This is a genomic window from Vreelandella sedimenti (assembly GCF_013416325.1).
Taxonomy (GTDB): Bacteria; Pseudomonadota; Gammaproteobacteria; order Pseudomonadales; family Halomonadaceae; genus Vreelandella; species Vreelandella sedimenti.
In genome coordinates this window covers 1-14,865 of sequence record NZ_JACCGK010000019.1, presented here as the reverse complement: position 1 = coordinate 14,865, position 14,865 = coordinate 1, and the positions used below count along the sequence as shown (strand labels likewise).

The 14,865-nt window shown below is 55.0% G+C and carries 13 protein-coding genes; 10 read left to right on the top strand and 3 right to left on the bottom strand.

The features are described from left to right. Nucleotides 1-59: 59 nt before the first annotated feature. Nucleotides 60-278 carry a translation initiation factor IF-1 gene (infA, locus tag HZU72_RS19135; protein ID WP_007111068.1) on the top strand — a complete coding sequence of 73 codons (219 nt, stop codon included), beginning with the start codon at nt 60-62 and terminating at the stop codon, nt 276-278. 193 nt (nt 279-471) lie between these two features. Here infA and clpA read toward each other — a convergent pair whose 3' ends face one another. The 3 genes from clpA to HZU72_RS19120 form a co-directional block, all read right to left on the bottom strand. Next, a complete protein-coding gene (gene clpA / locus HZU72_RS19130; protein ID WP_180094998.1) occupies nt 472-2,748 on the bottom strand; it encodes an ATP-dependent Clp protease ATP-binding subunit ClpA in 2,277 nt (758 codons plus the stop codon). Nucleotides 2,749-2,887: 139 nt separating this feature from the next. Next, nucleotides 2,888-3,196 (bottom strand): ATP-dependent Clp protease adapter ClpS, encoded by a 309-nt coding sequence (clpS, locus tag HZU72_RS19125; RefSeq protein WP_180094996.1) that lies wholly within the window; start codon nt 3,194-3,196, stop codon nt 2,888-2,890. 307 nt (nt 3,197-3,503) lie between these two features. Then, nucleotides 3,504-5,738 (bottom strand): NADP-dependent isocitrate dehydrogenase, encoded by a 2,235-nt coding sequence (locus HZU72_RS19120; protein WP_180094994.1) that lies wholly within the window; start codon nt 5,736-5,738, stop codon nt 3,504-3,506. A 175-nt stretch (nt 5,739-5,913) separates the two neighbouring features. Between HZU72_RS19120 and HZU72_RS19115 the strand changes: the two genes are divergently transcribed. The 9 genes from HZU72_RS19115 (at nt 5,914) to HZU72_RS19075 (ending at nt 14,831) form a co-directional block, all read left to right on the top strand. After that, the gene (locus tag HZU72_RS19115; protein ID WP_180094992.1) at nt 5,914-6,549 is read left to right on the top strand and encodes a pseudouridine synthase; all 636 of its coding nucleotides are present in this window, start codon (nt 5,914-5,916) and stop codon (nt 6,547-6,549) included. Then, on the top strand, nt 6,549-6,989 hold the full coding sequence (locus tag HZU72_RS19110) for an NUDIX hydrolase (RefSeq protein WP_180094990.1): 441 nt from the start codon (nt 6,549-6,551) through the stop codon (nt 6,987-6,989). Before HZU72_RS19115 ends, HZU72_RS19110 begins: the two co-directional genes overlap by 1 nt. Before the next feature lie 82 nt (nt 6,990-7,071). Beyond that, nucleotides 7,072-8,259, top strand: coding sequence for a tRNA 2-thiouridine(34) synthase MnmA (gene mnmA, locus HZU72_RS19105; RefSeq protein WP_180094988.1), 1,188 nt, complete (start codon nt 7,072-7,074; stop codon nt 8,257-8,259). After that, complete coding sequence (gene hflD / locus HZU72_RS19100; RefSeq protein ID WP_180094986.1) at nt 8,256-8,897, top strand: high frequency lysogenization protein HflD; 642 nt, start codon at nt 8,256-8,258, stop codon at nt 8,895-8,897. Before mnmA ends, hflD begins: the two co-directional genes overlap by 4 nt. 83 nt (nt 8,898-8,980) lie before the next feature. Then, the gene (gene purB / locus HZU72_RS19095; protein ID WP_180094984.1) at nt 8,981-10,366 is read left to right on the top strand and encodes an adenylosuccinate lyase; all 1,386 of its coding nucleotides are present in this window, start codon (nt 8,981-8,983) and stop codon (nt 10,364-10,366) included. A 60-nt stretch (nt 10,367-10,426) separates the two neighbouring features. Further along, nucleotides 10,427-11,617, top strand: a complete 1,191-nt coding sequence (locus tag HZU72_RS19090; protein WP_180094982.1) for a cupin domain-containing protein — start codon at nt 10,427-10,429, stop codon at nt 11,615-11,617. Further along, a complete protein-coding gene (locus tag HZU72_RS19085; RefSeq protein ID WP_180094980.1) occupies nt 11,617-12,042 on the top strand; it encodes a GNAT family N-acetyltransferase in 426 nt (141 codons plus the stop codon). Before HZU72_RS19090 ends, HZU72_RS19085 begins: the two co-directional genes overlap by 1 nt. A 402-nt stretch (nt 12,043-12,444) precedes the next feature. Next, nucleotides 12,445-14,043 carry an isocitrate lyase gene (locus tag HZU72_RS19080; protein WP_180094978.1) on the top strand — a complete coding sequence of 533 codons (1,599 nt, stop codon included), beginning with the start codon at nt 12,445-12,447 and terminating at the stop codon, nt 14,041-14,043. Nucleotides 14,044-14,360: 317 nt separating this feature from the next. Further along, entirely contained in the window at nt 14,361-14,831 is a 471-nt protein-coding gene (locus HZU72_RS19075) for an outer membrane lipoprotein (protein ID WP_180094975.1), read from the top strand. The last annotated feature ends 34 nt before the right edge of the window (nt 14,832-14,865 follow it).

The window sequence follows — 14,865 nt, the reverse complement described above, 5'->3', positions numbered from 1 at the left end:
CGGCACTCAAATTCTAACCGATAATGACATTACTAACTCATCAGTGAGGACATGCCTATATGGCACGCGAAGATCATATTGAAATGGAAGGCGTTATCGTCGATACCCTTCCGAACACCATGTTTCGGGTTGAGCTGGAAAACGGTCACGTTGTTACCGCTCATATCTCCGGCAAAATGCGCAAAAACTATATCCGCATTCTGACCGGCGACAAGGTAAAAGTTGAGCTGACACCTTACGACCTGTCTAAAGGCCGTATCGTTTACCGCTCGCGCTAAGTCGTTACACCATTAACGCGTTCGGCTGACTTTAACTGTTCCAGCTAGACTGTCCTTTTAACGACAGCGCCGATCAGCGTCAATGGTGGTTCACTAAAAACGACAACGCCCCGTCGATGACAGGGCGCTGCGTTTTGATGCATATAGCATGAGTATTAGAAAGATAGCTTTTTAGCGCGGCTTAGCGCCCTTTTCAGGGCGCATCTGCCATCTCAGTCTCTGTGGAAAGGCGCAACTCGCCCTCCTCCAGGCTGACATGGACAATACCGCCCTGATCAGCCAATTCTCCGAACAGTATCATTTCGGCTAATGGCTTCTTCAGCTTCTCTTGTATGAGGCGCGCCATTGGGCGTGCACCCATGTCAGGATCGTAGCCCTGATCGGCCAGCCAATCCCGCGCCATGTCGTCCACATCCAGCTGAACACGCTTCTCATCCAACTGCGCCTGTAGTTCGATCAAGAACTTGTCGACCACATTGCGTACCACCGAGACCGGCAGCGAGTGGAACTGAATAATACCGTCCAGACGGTTGCGGAACTCCGGTGAGAAGGTGCGGCGAATCACTTCCATGGCATCGGTGGAGTGATCCTGGTGCTGGAAGCCAATGGAGCGACGCGACGCCTGCTCCGCACCAGCGTTAGAGGTCATAATCACGATAACGTGACGGAAGTCCGCTTCACGCCCGTTATTGTCCGTTAAGCGGCCATGATCCATGACCTGCAGCAGCAGGTTAAAGACTTCCGGGTGAGCTTTCTCAATCTCATCCAACAACAACACGCAGTGCGGCTGCTTGGTCACCGCTTCGGTCAGTAGCCCCCCCTGGTCGTAACCGACGTAGCCCGGAGGCGCACCAATCAGGCGCGATACGGTATGGCGCTCCATATACTCGGACATATCAAAGCGCACCAGTTCAATGCCCATGATATGCGCAAGCTGCTTGGCCACTTCGGTTTTACCCACACCGGTGGGGCCTGCAAACAGGAAGCTACCGACGGGCTTATCGGGAGATTTAAGCCCGGCCCGGGACAGCTTGATAGCAGCAGAGAGACTATCAATCGCCTCGTCCTGACCGAACACCAGCATCTTCAGGTCACGATCCAGCTTCTCTAGCAGCTTGCGGTCGGAGCTTGAAACGCTCTTCGGTGGGATACGTGCAATGGACGCTACCACGGCTTCCACTTGCTCGACATCGATCGTCTTGGCGCGCACTTCTGGCGGCAATAGACGCTGGTGAGCCCCTGCCTCGTCAATCACGTCAATCGCTTTGTCGGGCAGGAAGCGATCATTGATGTAGCGATCCGCTAAGCGTGCGGCACTTTCAAGCGCGCCATCGGTATACTTAAGTTCGTGGTGCTCTTCAAAGCGTGAACGCAACCCTTTGAGGATTTTGATGGTGTCTTCCACAGACGGCGCCATCACATCCACCTTCTGGAAGCGCCGCGCCAGAGCACGATCTTTCTCAAAGATGCCGCGGAACTCCTGGAACGTAGTCGAACCAATGCAGCGCAATTCGCCCGAAGAGAGCAGCGGCTTGAGTAGATTGGACGCATCCATCACGCCACCAGACGCGGCACCTGCACCAATCACCGTGTGAATCTCATCAATGAATAGCACAGCGTTAGGCTGCTTGCGTAGTTCGCTCAGCAGGCTCTTTAGGCGTTTTTCAAAATCACCACGGTACTTGGTACCGGCCAGTAGCGCGCCCATGTCCAGCGAGTAGACCACTGCATCGGCAATAACATCGGGAACGTCTTCTTCGACGATACGCTTGGCAAGGCCTTCGGCCACTGCGGTTTTACCTACCCCCGCCTCACCGACTAACAACGGGTTGTTTTTGCGCCGACGGGCCAGAATTTGCACCACGCGCTCAAGCTCGTGTTCGCGGCCAATCAGCGGATCAATTTTACCCAGCCGTGCCTGTTCATTGAGATTGGTAGCGTAGCCAGTGAGCGGATGCGCAGCACCCTCATTGCCACCCTCCTCCGCATCTTCACTCTCAGGTGAAGCAGGCGAGGGAGACGGCCCGTGACCGGCCACTTTGGAGATACCATGGGCGATGTAGTTGACTGCATCGACCCGCGCCACGCTCTGCTGCTTAAGGAAGTATACCGCCTGACTCTCCTGCTCGGAGAAAATCGCTACCAACACATTGGCACCGGACACTTCGCTTTTGCCAGATGACTGAACATGGAAGACTGCCCGTTGTAAAACACGCTGAAAACCAAGCGTGGGCTGGGTCTCACGATCACCCTGGCCTTCTGGAATCAATGGCGTAGTCGAGTTAATAAAATCCTGCAGATCGGACCGCAGCTTGTCGAGGTTAGCCCCGCAGGCCTTCAGTACGTCTACCGCTGAGGCATTATCTAGCAACGCTAGCAGTAGGTGCTCAACGGTCATAAACTCATGGCGCTTTGAACGCGCCACGGTGAAGGCCGTGTTCAGGGTCATTTCAAGTTCTTTGCTCAGCATGGCAGTCCCCTTTTCGCTACTACCTAGGGCGTGTCGCCACCTAGGGCTTGCGTCGGATCAATTTAGTCGACCGGCACTCTCAACATCGGGTACAAATGGCACGGTTGCAAGCCTCACCACCAATTATTTCTCAACGCTTTTAATTGGCGGCCTCTATATCACTTATCAACGGGTGCTCACACTCACGGGCATATTCATTTACCTGATAGCTTTTTGTTTCGGCTATATCACGCGTAAACACGCCACAAGTGCCCTTTCCTTGGGTATGTACGGCGAGCATGACCTGAACGGCCGTCTCGCTGTCCATGTTAAAAAAATCTTGCAGCACTTCAATGACAAATTCCATCGGCGTGTAATCGTCGTTGTGAAGCACCACCTTATAAAGCGGTGGTTGCGCCAGCGCCGGTTCTGCTGACTGTACCGCTATATCATCATCTTCATCGGGCATATCCGGCCGCGTCGTCCCCGCTTTTACGGGTAACACGGTCAAGTATGAACTATCTTGGTTGGGCATAAGCTGCACGGTTGGTTGTCTCGACACTGACCGATGGAAGCGTTTATCAGACCTCACATCGCCAATTCACTACTGTAGTTTCTTAACTACTATAGCTTATTAGCCTAAACGTAAGACGCTTTCGATCAGCAAGGGTTCATGGAAAACTTAAAATATTACAGCGCGCAAAAGCGAGCGCAATGCAAAACCCCCGCCCGCCAAGCGGACGGGGGTTATTCAGCCTAATCACAGGCGGGCTCTATTAGCTTTTTGCGACCATGGCAAGCGTTTCGTTGAGAGTCTGGCTGGGGCGCATCACCTTAGCCGTCTGCTCGTGATCCGGGTGGAAGTAGCCACCAATATCGGCAGGCTGGCCCTGAACGCTGCTCAACTCATCGACAATGGTCGCTTCTTTGGCCGTTAGCGCGTCAGCCAGACGTTTGAACAGCGTCTGCATTTCGCTATCTTCGCTCTGCTCTGCCAACGCTTCAGCCCAGTATAGCGCCAAATAAAAGTGGCTGCCGCGATTGTCCAGCTCACCCACTTTGCGCGACGGCGACTTGTTGCTATCTAGGAACTTGCCGTTCGCCTGATCAAGCGCTTTGGCCAGCATTTTTGCCCGAGCGTTATCGAAGGTGCTACCCAGGTGTTCAAGAGATGCCGCCAAGGCCAAAAACTCGCCCAGCGAGTCCCAGCGCAGATGATTCTCTTCCAGCAACTGCTGAACGTGCTTGGGAGCAGAACCGCCAGCGCCGGTCTCAAACAGACCACCGCCATTCATCAACGGTACGATTGAGAGCATCTTGGCGCTGGTGCCGAGCTCCATAATCGGGAACAGGTCAGTCAGATAGTCACGCAGTACGTTACCGGTGACGGAGATAGTGTCTTCGCCCTTGCGAATACGCTCCAGAGAGAAGCGCATGGCCTCTTCTGGCGTCATGATACGAATATCCAGGCCAGCGGTATCATGCTCTTTTAAGTAGCTCTCGACTTTCTTGATCAGTTGAGCATCGTGGGCACGCTGGGCATCCAGCCAGAAGATAGCAGGCGTTCCGCTTTCGCGGGCACGATTAACCGCCAACTTCACCCAATCGCGGACCGGAGCATCCTTGGTTTGGCACATCCGCCAAATGTCGCCCTGCTCAACGCTGTGCTCAAGCACTACATTGCCGCTGGTATCGGTGACGCGTACGGTACCGTCGGTAGGAATCTGGAAGGTCTTATCGTGTGAGCCGTATTCTTCGGCTTTCTGGGCCATCAAGCCTACGTTGGGTACGCTACCCATAGTCGTCGGATCAAAGGCACCGTGCTGTTTGCAATCGTCGATGACCGTTTGATAGATACCGGCATAGCAACGATCAGGAATGACGGCTTTGACGTCGTGCAGTTGGTCGTCGGCGCCCCACATTTTACCGGAATCGCGGATCATCGCCGGCATGGAAGCATCGATAATCACATCGCTGGGCACGTGCAGGTTGGTGATCCCTTTATGGGAGTTCACCATCGCCAAACGCGGGCGCTCGGCATAAAGTGCTTGAACCTCATCCTCAATCTGGGTCTGGTGCTCTTCCGGCAGTGACTTAATGGCCGAATAGAGATCGCCGATACCGTTATTGGGGTCGAAGCCGGCCTGCTGGAGCTCATCAGCGTGTTTATTTAGCACGTCCTGATAAAACTCGCTGACCACCATACCGAACATGATCGGGTCAGAGACCTTCATCATGGTCGCTTTAAGGTGCAGCGAGAACAGCACGTCTTTGGCTTTTGCGTCCGCGACTTCGTCGGCCACAAAACGACGCAGCGCGTTACGGCTCATGACCGCAGCGTCGACGACTTCGCCTTCAAGTACCGAGGTTTTCTGCTTGAGCACCGTCGTGCTGCCGTCGTTAGCGACCAGCTCGATCTTAAGATCAGTGGCTTTTTCAATCAGCGCTGACTTCTCACTGCCGTAAAAATCGCCTTCGCTCATATGCGCCACATGGGACTTGGAGTCGCTGCTCCACTCACCCATGCGGTGGGGATATTTGCGGGCGTAATTCTTGACCGACAGCGGAGCGCGGCGATCAGAGTTACCTTCACGCAGCACCGGGTTAACGGCGCTGCCTTTAGTTTTGTCGTAGCGCGCCTGAATGTCTTTCTCTTCATCGCTCTGGGGCGCTTCAGGGTAGTCAGGAAGTTTGTAACCCTGCTGCTGCAACTCTTTAATCACCGCCTTTAGCTGAGGCAGAGAGGCGCTAATATTGGGCAATTTGATAATGTTAGCTTCTGGGGTCTTGGTCAGTTCGCCAAGCTCCGCCAGGTGATCGCCGATCCGTTGCTCTTCGCTCAGATAGTCAGGGAACTGAGCAATGATGCGAGCGGCCAGGGAAATATCGCGGGTCTCTACCTGAATGCCGGCAGAATCGGTAAAGGCATCGATAATCGGCAGTAGGGAGTGCGTCGCGAGTGCGGGCGCTTCGTCAGTGAGCGTATAGATGATCTTCGGCGTTTTGGTCATTTTTGCGTTAACCTCTCTCTTTTCGCTGCGATGGCAAGAAATCTTGAGCGGAGCGCGAGCTCAACGATGGGCGCCCCATCAGGTAGCCGGAGTATACCAGCGCTGCCCGCCGTGCGCATTGTCGACATACCCATTCCTGAGAGCGAATAGAAAGTAAAAAGGGCAACGAGAAGTCATGAGCAACCTTTATTTACTGCATAAGCCTTTCAAGGTACTGAGCCAATTCAGTGACCGTGAGGGGCGGCAAACCCTTGCACACTATGTCGATGTGAAAGATATTTACCCCGCAGGACGGCTTGACTACGACTCTGAAGGCCTACTGTTGCTCAGCGATGATGGCGAGCTGATTCACCGTATTTCTCATCCGCGCCATAAGCAGCCCAAAACCTACTGGGCCCAGGTGGAAGGGCAAATCGATGACACGGCGTTGGAGGCATTGCGCCAAGGCATTGCGCTGAAAGATGGCCCAACGCAGCCGGCCAAGGCGCACAGAATAGATCCGCCTACGACCGCACCACGCCACCCACCCATCGACCCCCAACGCCACCCCTCTACTAGCTGGCTGGAGCTAACCATAAGCGAAGGCCGTAACCGCCAGGTTCGCCGTATGACTGCCCATGTAGGCTACCCTACCCTGCGCCTGATTCGCGTAGCGATCGGCCCCTGGCGGCTGGATGGTTTGGCACCTGGCGAATGGCGCAAAGAAACCCTACACGCGCCCAGACCGACGAATACGCCCCCACGTCAGCAACGAATAGCTCCGCAAAAAGATCAGCGTAGGCGGCCCACCACAAAACGCAGGAAACCCTGATGAGCCTTATTCGCAGCACGGCTGCCTGCGTCATCCAGCAAGGCGAGCGCTTTTTGATGGTAGAAGAACAGCGTGGTGGCCCGCAGAGTGTGTTTAACCAGCCCGCTGGGCATATTGAACCCGGCGAAGGCCCCATAGCGGCCATTCTGCGCGAGGTAATGGAAGAGACTGCTTGGCAGGTATCGCTCACCGGATATCTAGGTTTATACGTATTTCATACCGACGAAGGGCAAACGTTTCACAGCCACGGCTTTATTGCCGCGCCGCTTCATCAACTCGACCTCCCCCTCGACCCGGATATTTTTGCCACCCACTGGCTTACCATTGAGCAAATACGGTCGCTAGATCAGCAGGCGCTCCTACGCAGCCCGCTGGTACTCAAACGTATCGAGGATGCACTCAGCGGGCCTTGCTATCCCCTGTCGGTGATTCGCGAGTGAAGCACTCGAAGCCATTACCCCCCATCGTGTATAATCCTCGCCCAACTGCACACTGCTTATTTGCACCCTACTTCAACTGAGGATGCCCATGTCATCCACTGAACCAACTACGCCAGGCTCATCCACCACTGAGTCATCCGCCACAGCCGCTAATGGCAAAGTGATTGTCGGTATGTCCGGCGGCGTCGACTCGTCCGTATCGGCCCTTCTCCTCATGCAACAAGGCTACGAGGTCGAAGGCCTGTTTATGAAAAACTGGGATGAAGACGACGGCACCGAATATTGCACGGCCAAAGAGGATCTCGCCGACGCCGAGGCGGTCTGCGCCAAACTGGGCATTAAACTGCACACCGCTAATTTTGCCGCCGAGTATTGGGATAACGTATTCGAGCACTTTTTAGCCGAATACAAAGCGGGCCGCACGCCCAACCCGGATATTCTGTGTAACCGGGAGATCAAATTTAAGGTCTTCCTTGAGTACGCTGAAATGCTCGGAGCCGACAAAATCGCCACCGGGCACTATGTTCGCAAAGGGAATGTGCGCCAAGGGGATAGCGATGTTCGCCCGCGCCTGCTGAAAGGCCTGGATGGCAATAAAGATCAAAGCTACTTCCTGCATGCAGTGCCAGAAGCCGCGATTGCTCGTACCCTGTTCCCCATAGGTGAGCTGGAAAAACCCGCCGTACGCGCGCTTGCAGAACAGCACGATTTGATCACCGCTAAGAAAAAAGACTCCACCGGCATCTGCTTTATCGGCGAGCGCCGGTTTCGCGATTTCCTCCAGCAGTACCTGCCCGCCCAGCCCGGTACCATTGAAACGCCGGATGGCGTTGTCATCGGCAAACATATGGGGCTAATGTACTACACCCTGGGCCAGCGCCAGGGTCTAGGCATTGGCGGGCTTGCCAACTACTCTGAAGACCCCTGGTACGTGGCGGCAAAAGATCTTGATCGCAATGTACTGATCGCGGTGCAGGGCAAGCATGACCAACGGCTCTACTCCGACACCTTGGCCACAGAGGCCATGGATTGGGTGGCGGGAGAGCCGCCGGTTCAGCAGGGGCGCTTTACCGCCAAGACGCGCTATCGGCAAAGCGACTGCGGCTGTGAAATGCGCGCGCTGCCCGACGGTGGCGTTGAGGTCACGTTTGACGACCCCCAGTGGGCGGTCACCCCTGGCCAGTCGCTGGTGCTTTACGATGGCGACATTTGCTTGGGCGGCGGCGTTATTCGCGCTACCTGGAAGAAAGCCGCGGAGGCTGCTGCATGAATCCTACCACCCCGATTCATCGCGCCCCCGACTCTCCGGCAGCCCGCCAAGCACTTGCCCTTGCTGGTGTCTTTCAAGCCGCCAGCCTGGTCGATGAGCTGGCCCGCACCGGGCAGGTCGACACCCGCGCCTGGGAAACACTGATTGAGGCCACCGTGGATACTAACCCGGAAAGCTTCGAGGCGATTTATGGCGGGCACCCCAATAATCTGCGCCGCGGCCTGGATACCTTAGAAGCTCTGGTGGGGCGTAAGCAGGCGAATCCGGTGGTGTTGCGCTACGGTTTTTCGCTGCTGATGCTAATGAATAAGCTGCGTACCAATAACGACATGATGGATTCACTGGGCCAAAAATTAACCCGCATTCAGGGGCAGGCCGAACACTTTGGCACTACCCATGAAAACGTGGTTGCCAGTCTTGGGGAAGCGTACCAAGAGACGATATCTACCTTTAAAACCCGCATTGTGGTGCAAGGGGATCCATCACTGCTGCAAAGCCGCATGATGCCTGAGCGTGTGCGCGCTTGCTTAATGGCCGGGATTCGCTTTGGATTATTGTGGCACCAGCAAGGCGGGCGCCGCTGGAAACTGGTATTCCAGCGTAAAGCGCTACGCCGGGCACTGGATAACCTCAGCTAGACGACTACTCTGCTCTAGATCGACGTCTTCTCAATTAACTTACTCTCGACTAATTTTCTTTCGAACCTCCTGGAAACGATGCCATGCAACTCTCCGCTTTGACCGCCCTCTCCCCCGTCGACGGCCGCTACGCCTCTAAAGCCGCCGCCCTGCGCGAACACTTCAGTGAATTCGGCCTGATTCGTGCCCGTGTGATTGTGGAAGTCCGCTGGCTACAGCGTCTGGCTGAGCATACGAAAATTGTCGAAGTACCGCCCCTCTCCGCTGAAGCGACTGCCTTTCTTGAGCAATTGATTCGTGAGTTTTCACTCGAAGATGCCGAGCGTATCAAAGAGATCGAGCGCACCACCAACCACGACGTCAAAGCAGTGGAGTATTTTCTCAAAGAGAAGATCGCAGGTCAGGCCGAGCTCCACGCAGTGACCGAGTTCATTCACTTTGCCTGCACCAGCGAAGATATCAACAACCTCTCTTACGGCGTAATGCTCAGCGACGGCCTGAACGCCATGCTGTCCACCATGCACGAGGTGGCCGATGACATTGCCAAGCTAGCCATTGCCCACGCCGCCCAGCCGATGCTGTCGCGTACTCACGGTCAAACCGCCACCCCGACCACGCTGGGCAAAGAGATGGCCAACGTGGCGTACCGCCTTAAGCGCCAGCTTAAGCAGATCGAAGCGGTGGAAGTGCTCGGCAAAATCAATGGCGCTGTGGGTAACTATAACGCCCACCTGACTACCTACCCGGAGATCGACTGGGAAGCCAATGCGCGCACCTTTGTGGAAGGCTTGGGGCTAACGTTCAACCCCTATACCACCCAGATCGAGCCTCACGACTACATCGCCGAACTGTTTGACGCCATTTGCCGCTTCAATACGATCCTGATCGACTTCGATCGCGACGTATGGGGCTATATCTCACTGGGCTACTTTAAGCAGCGCACGGTTGAGGGCGAAATTGGATCTTCCACTATGCCGCATAAAGTGAACCCGATTGACTTCGAGAACTCCGAGGGCAACTTGGGCCTGGCCAACGCTGTGCTTAGCCACCTTGCGCAAAAGCTGCCGATATCCCGCTGGCAGCGCGACCTGACTGACTCCACCGTGCTGCGTAACCTTGGCGTAGGCCTGGCATATGGGTTGATTGCTTACCACGCCAGCCTAAAAGGTATCAGCAAGCTTGAAGCCAACCCGGAGCGTTTAGACGCTGATCTGGATAACAGCTGGGAAGTGCTCGCCGAGCCGATTCAAACGGTGATGCGCCGCTACGGTATTGAAAAGCCCTATGAAAAACTCAAGCAACTGACTCGTGGCAAACGTATTGACCAAGCAGGCTTTGCGGCGTTTATTGATACCCTTGAACTGCCCAGCGAGGTCAAAACCGAATTGAAGGCGCTCTCACCGGCCAACTATATTGGTAATGCCCAGGCGCAAGCCGAAGCACTGACACATCAGTTAAACTCTCTGTAACCCATTTGTTGTGACCAACTTGCTGTGACCAACGTTGCTACCACCACACCAGGACACGCCATGAACCATCACGATAAGCCACTAACATTGCTGGGCGATCTTACCGCTGCAGACTTTCTGGCCAATTATTGGCAGCAAAAGCCGCTGCTGATTCGTGGCGCAATGCCCGACTTCATTAGCCCGATTGAAGCCGATGAGCTGGCTGGACTCGCCTGCGAACCTGGCGTAGAAGCGCGTTTGGTTGAAGAGGAGGGCCCGGATGGCCCTTGGCAGGTCTCCCACGGCCCCTTCGATGAAGCCACCTTTGAACGGCTCCCGGAAAACAACTGGAGCCTTCTGGTGCAAGCGGTTGACCACTATGTTCCATCGGTGGCTGCGCTAATGAATGAGTTTGACTTCCTACCTCGTTGGCGGCTCGATGACGTGATGATCAGCTACGCGCCTCCTGGCGGAAATGTGGGCGCGCATATCGATCAGTACGATGTCTTTTTACTCCAGGCCAGCGGCCATCGCCGCTGGCAGTTGGGCGGCAAGCTCACGGAAGATGCACCGATCATCCAAGGTATCGATCTCCGCATCCTGAAAGAATTCACCGTAGAGCCCGACTCCGACTGGGTGCTTGACCCCGGCGACATGCTTTATCTCCCTCCTGGCTGGGCGCATCACGGCGTTAGCCAGAGCGATGACTGCATGACCATTTCAGTTGGCTTTCGCGCTCCTTCTGCCGATGAGGCGATCACCTCCTACGCCGACTATTTGGGCGAGCAGTTGCCTGCCTCTCAGCGTTACAGCGATGCGGGCATGGCGCCTGTTCAGCAGGTCGGTGAACTGGACGACGCCGCCGTTGAGCGTATGCGTCAATTGATTATGTCGACACTGGACAACCCGACCCAAGTTGCCCAGTGGTTTGGCCGGGTGATGACCCAGCCCAAGTATGTGGATCAAGTAGTGCCACTTGAAACACCGCTAACCGAAGCAGCGCTTGTTGCTCAACTACAAGAGGGCGAGCCACTTTACCATATGCCCGGCTCACGCTTTGCCTGGCGCCGCGATGCCAGCGGTACCACACTGTTTGTCGATGGCGACGGCCACGCCTGTTCAACTGAATTAGCCAAACGCCTAGCCGATACCACCCCACTCTACGCCGAAGACCTTGAGCTTGACGGTGCCGCAGCGCTCATCACCCAGTTGGTCAACACCGGCAGCCTCGGTTTTATGGGCGATGAAAGTGAGGATGACGAGGAGTATTAATGGCGATTACCCACATTAGTACTGGCAGTTGGGAAACGCTGAGCCCGACTGCCAGCGAGATCCGCCGCAAGGTATTTATTGAAGAGCAGGGCGTGCCTCAGGACGAGGAGTGGGATGGCCTGGATCCGGCGTGCCAACACTTTCTCGCCATGCTTGATCAGCAGCCGGTAGGCACCGCACGACTGCTGCCCGACGGGCATATAGGCCGCGTCGCCGTACTCGCTAGCGCCCGCGGCACCGGTATTGGTGTACTGCTGATGCAGGCCGCGATTGAAGCGGCACGCCATGCGGGCCACGCCCAAGTGGCCCTGAGTGCCCAGGTGCACGCACTGGCGTTCTATGAGCGTCTAGGCTTCATCGCTCATGGCGATGAGTTTCTGGATGCGGGCATCCCTCATCGAGAAATGACGCTTTCGCTCGCTTAACAAGCCCTATTGATTGATCTCTAGCACTGCCTCGGCAGTGCTTTTTTATGCGCTCTTGCCGCCATCTTGACGAAAAACGACTACACAAACCCTCCCTTCCTCCACCTCCCTGTCGTCGGGTTACAACGCCTTCTGCCCCCAAGTGTCAATTGTTGAAGGCGCCATCCTCGTGGATAGTTATTGCATTGCAGCGTCAAGGCAGCGTGACTGATTCACCAAGCCTCCAACGCTGTATCAGATGTTGTTAGCACTAGCGCCTCTGGGCTCCAAGACGATTGGCTTAGAGACGATTGGCTTAAAGACAGTACCGCGAAAATCAATGACCCTGAACATCATTTCGCAGGTGCAGCATAAGCAAGTGCTGATTTGAAAAATACGATCACGACCGAAGAGGATAAGCTCATGACAGGACTGCTCGACGATATCAAAGCCATGGCCCAACTACGCGAAGCACAAGGCGGCAAGTGGGAAGCCATCAAACCTGAGTACGCCGCTCGCATGCGTGCACAGAACCGCTTTCACACCGGCCTGAATATTGCGCGTTACACCGCCAAGATCATGCGCGAAGATATGGCCGCCTATGATGCCGATACCGCACAGTACACTCAGTCGCTAGGCTGCTGGCACGGCTTCATTGGTCAACAGAAGCTAATCTCGATCAAGAAGCACTTTGGCACCACCAAACGTAGCTACCTCTACCTTTCCGGTTGGATGGTTGCCGCACTGCGCTCCGAGTTCGGCCCGCTGCCCGACCAGTCAATGCACGAAAAAACCTCCGTAGCGAACCTGATCGAAGAGCTCTATACCTTTCTAAAACAAGCCGATGCCTGGGAGCTTAACCACTTGTTCCGCGCCCTTGATGAAGCCAAAGAGGCTGGCGACAAATCAAAAGAGCAGGAACTGATCAGTAAAATCGATAACTACGAAACTCATATCGTACCGATTATTGCCGATATCGACGCTGGCTTTGGTAATGCAGAAGCCACCTATCTGTTAGCCAAGAAGTTTATTCAAGCGGGCGCCTGCTGCATCCAGTTGGAAAACCAGGTCTCTGATGAGAAGCAGTGCGGCCACCAGGACGGTAAAGTTACTGTGCCCCACGAGGACTTCCTAGCCAAAATCAACGCCGTGCGTTACGCCTTTTTGGAACTCGGCATTGAAGATGGCGTTATCGTCGCCCGTACCGACTCACTCGGCGCTGGTTTGACGCAAAAAATTGCCGTTACCAACGAGCCAGGGGATCTCGGCGACCAGTACAACAACTTTTTGGACGGCGATGTCATTGAAAATGCCGCCGATATCAACAACGGTGATGTGGTCATCAAGCAGAACGGCAAACTGGTTAAACCCAAGCGCCTAGCTTCGGGTCTCTACCAATTCAAACCCGGCACCGGCGAAGACCGCGTTATACTAGACTGCATCACCAGCCTACAAAACGGCGCCGACCTACTGTGGATCGAAACAGAAAAACCCCATGTTGGTCAGATCGCCAGCATGGTCAACCGCATCCGCCAGGTCGTGCCGGATGCCAAACTGGTCTATAACAACTCTCCGTCGTTCAACTGGACGCTGAACTTCCGCCAGCAGGTGTTCGATGCATGGCAGGAAGAGGGTAAAGACGTTTCGGCTTACCAGCGTGATAAGCTGATGAGCGCGGAGTACGACGAGACCGAACTTGGCCAGCTGGCCGATGAGTGGACACGCAATTTCCAGCGCGACTCGTCTCGCGAAGCGGGCATCTTCCACCATTTGATCACGCTGCCGACTTACCACACGGCTGCTCTGTCTACCGACAACTTAGCGAAAGGCTACTTCGGCGATGAAGGTATGTTGGCTTACGTGAAAGGCGTACAGCGTCAGGAAATTCGCCAAGGGATTGCAACCGTTCGCCATCAGGATATGGCAGGCTCCAATATCGGTGATGACCACAAAGAGTTCTTCCACGGCGATGCTGCGCTCAAAGCCGGTGGCAAAGACAACACCATGAACCAGTTTGGCTAATGAGCAGGTTTCAGCGCCATAGTTCACTATGTACCCCTGCAACAGGAGGCCTTCGGGCCTCCTGTTTTTGCTTGGTTATACGTATTTGCACACTGTTTTCTTAATACGCTGTTAAACTCTCGGTTAAGCTTTTTTGGCGACTGCTCTACCAACTTTGATCTTTTTTCATGAACGCTGGTCAAAGCCATTAGCATCGGCTATCTTTAACGAACACTGTTCTATAACTATATCTACCCTGTGCCTGCCCAGTTATGAACGCTATATGGATAACAGGCCAATGGATGACAGTTATAAAAATAGACACTCTGGAGGTTTTAATGAAACGTCTTCTTCTCCCTATTGCCGCACTGAGCATTCTCACGCTGGCAGGCTGTGCCAACACATCAGGCTACTCTGGCGATGTCTACAGTGGTAACCAGGCTAAAACAAGCCAAAGCGTTACTTATGGCACTATCGTGGCGGTTCGCCCAGTGCAGATTCAAGCAGAAAGCCGTGCAGGAGGTCTTTTAGGTAGCGGTGGCGGTGCGGTTATTGGTGGCCTTTTAGGCAACCAGGTAGGTGGCGGTTCAGGTCGTCAATTGGCTACAGTGGCAGGCGCCCTGGGCGGTGCGGTGGCAGGTACGGCCGCTGAAGATGCGACTAACCGAGTTAATGCGTTGGAGATGGAAATTCGTCGTGATGACGGCACCGACGTGGTTGTTGTTCAGCGTGCGGATCGCCAATTCCAAGCGGGCCAGCGTGTTCGCTTGATCGGCAGTGGTGCTAACGTGAGCGTGGCACCCTATTAATCGAGGGCTCTTCGACGTTGGGTGTGGAATTCGC

Excerpts from the sequence above, each read along its gene's own strand:
- infA (WP_007111068.1), top strand. The coding sequence starts at position 60 with ATGGCACGCGAAGATCATATTGAAATGGAAGGCGTTATCGTCGATACC.
- clpA (WP_180094998.1), bottom strand. The coding sequence starts at position 2,748 with ATGCTGAGCAAAGAACTTGAAATGACCCTGAACACGGCCTTCACCGTG.
- clpS (WP_180094996.1), bottom strand. The coding sequence starts at position 3,196 with ATGCCCGATGAAGATGATGATATAGCGGTACAGTCAGCAGAACCGGCG.
- HZU72_RS19120 (WP_180094994.1), bottom strand. The coding sequence starts at position 5,738 with ATGACCAAAACGCCGAAGATCATCTATACGCTCACTGACGAAGCGCCC.
- HZU72_RS19115 (WP_180094992.1), top strand. The coding sequence starts at position 5,914 with ATGAGCAACCTTTATTTACTGCATAAGCCTTTCAAGGTACTGAGCCAA.
- HZU72_RS19110 (WP_180094990.1), top strand. The coding sequence starts at position 6,549 with ATGAGCCTTATTCGCAGCACGGCTGCCTGCGTCATCCAGCAAGGCGAG.
- mnmA (WP_180094988.1), top strand. The coding sequence starts at position 7,072 with ATGCCCATGTCATCCACTGAACCAACTACGCCAGGCTCATCCACCACT.
- hflD (WP_180094986.1), top strand. The coding sequence starts at position 8,256 with ATGAATCCTACCACCCCGATTCATCGCGCCCCCGACTCTCCGGCAGCC.
- purB (WP_180094984.1), top strand. The coding sequence starts at position 8,981 with ATGCAACTCTCCGCTTTGACCGCCCTCTCCCCCGTCGACGGCCGCTAC.
- HZU72_RS19090 (WP_180094982.1), top strand. The coding sequence starts at position 10,427 with ATGAACCATCACGATAAGCCACTAACATTGCTGGGCGATCTTACCGCT.
- HZU72_RS19085 (WP_180094980.1), top strand. The coding sequence starts at position 11,617 with ATGGCGATTACCCACATTAGTACTGGCAGTTGGGAAACGCTGAGCCCG.
- HZU72_RS19080 (WP_180094978.1), top strand. The coding sequence starts at position 12,445 with ATGACAGGACTGCTCGACGATATCAAAGCCATGGCCCAACTACGCGAA.
- HZU72_RS19075 (WP_180094975.1), top strand. The coding sequence starts at position 14,361 with ATGAAACGTCTTCTTCTCCCTATTGCCGCACTGAGCATTCTCACGCTG.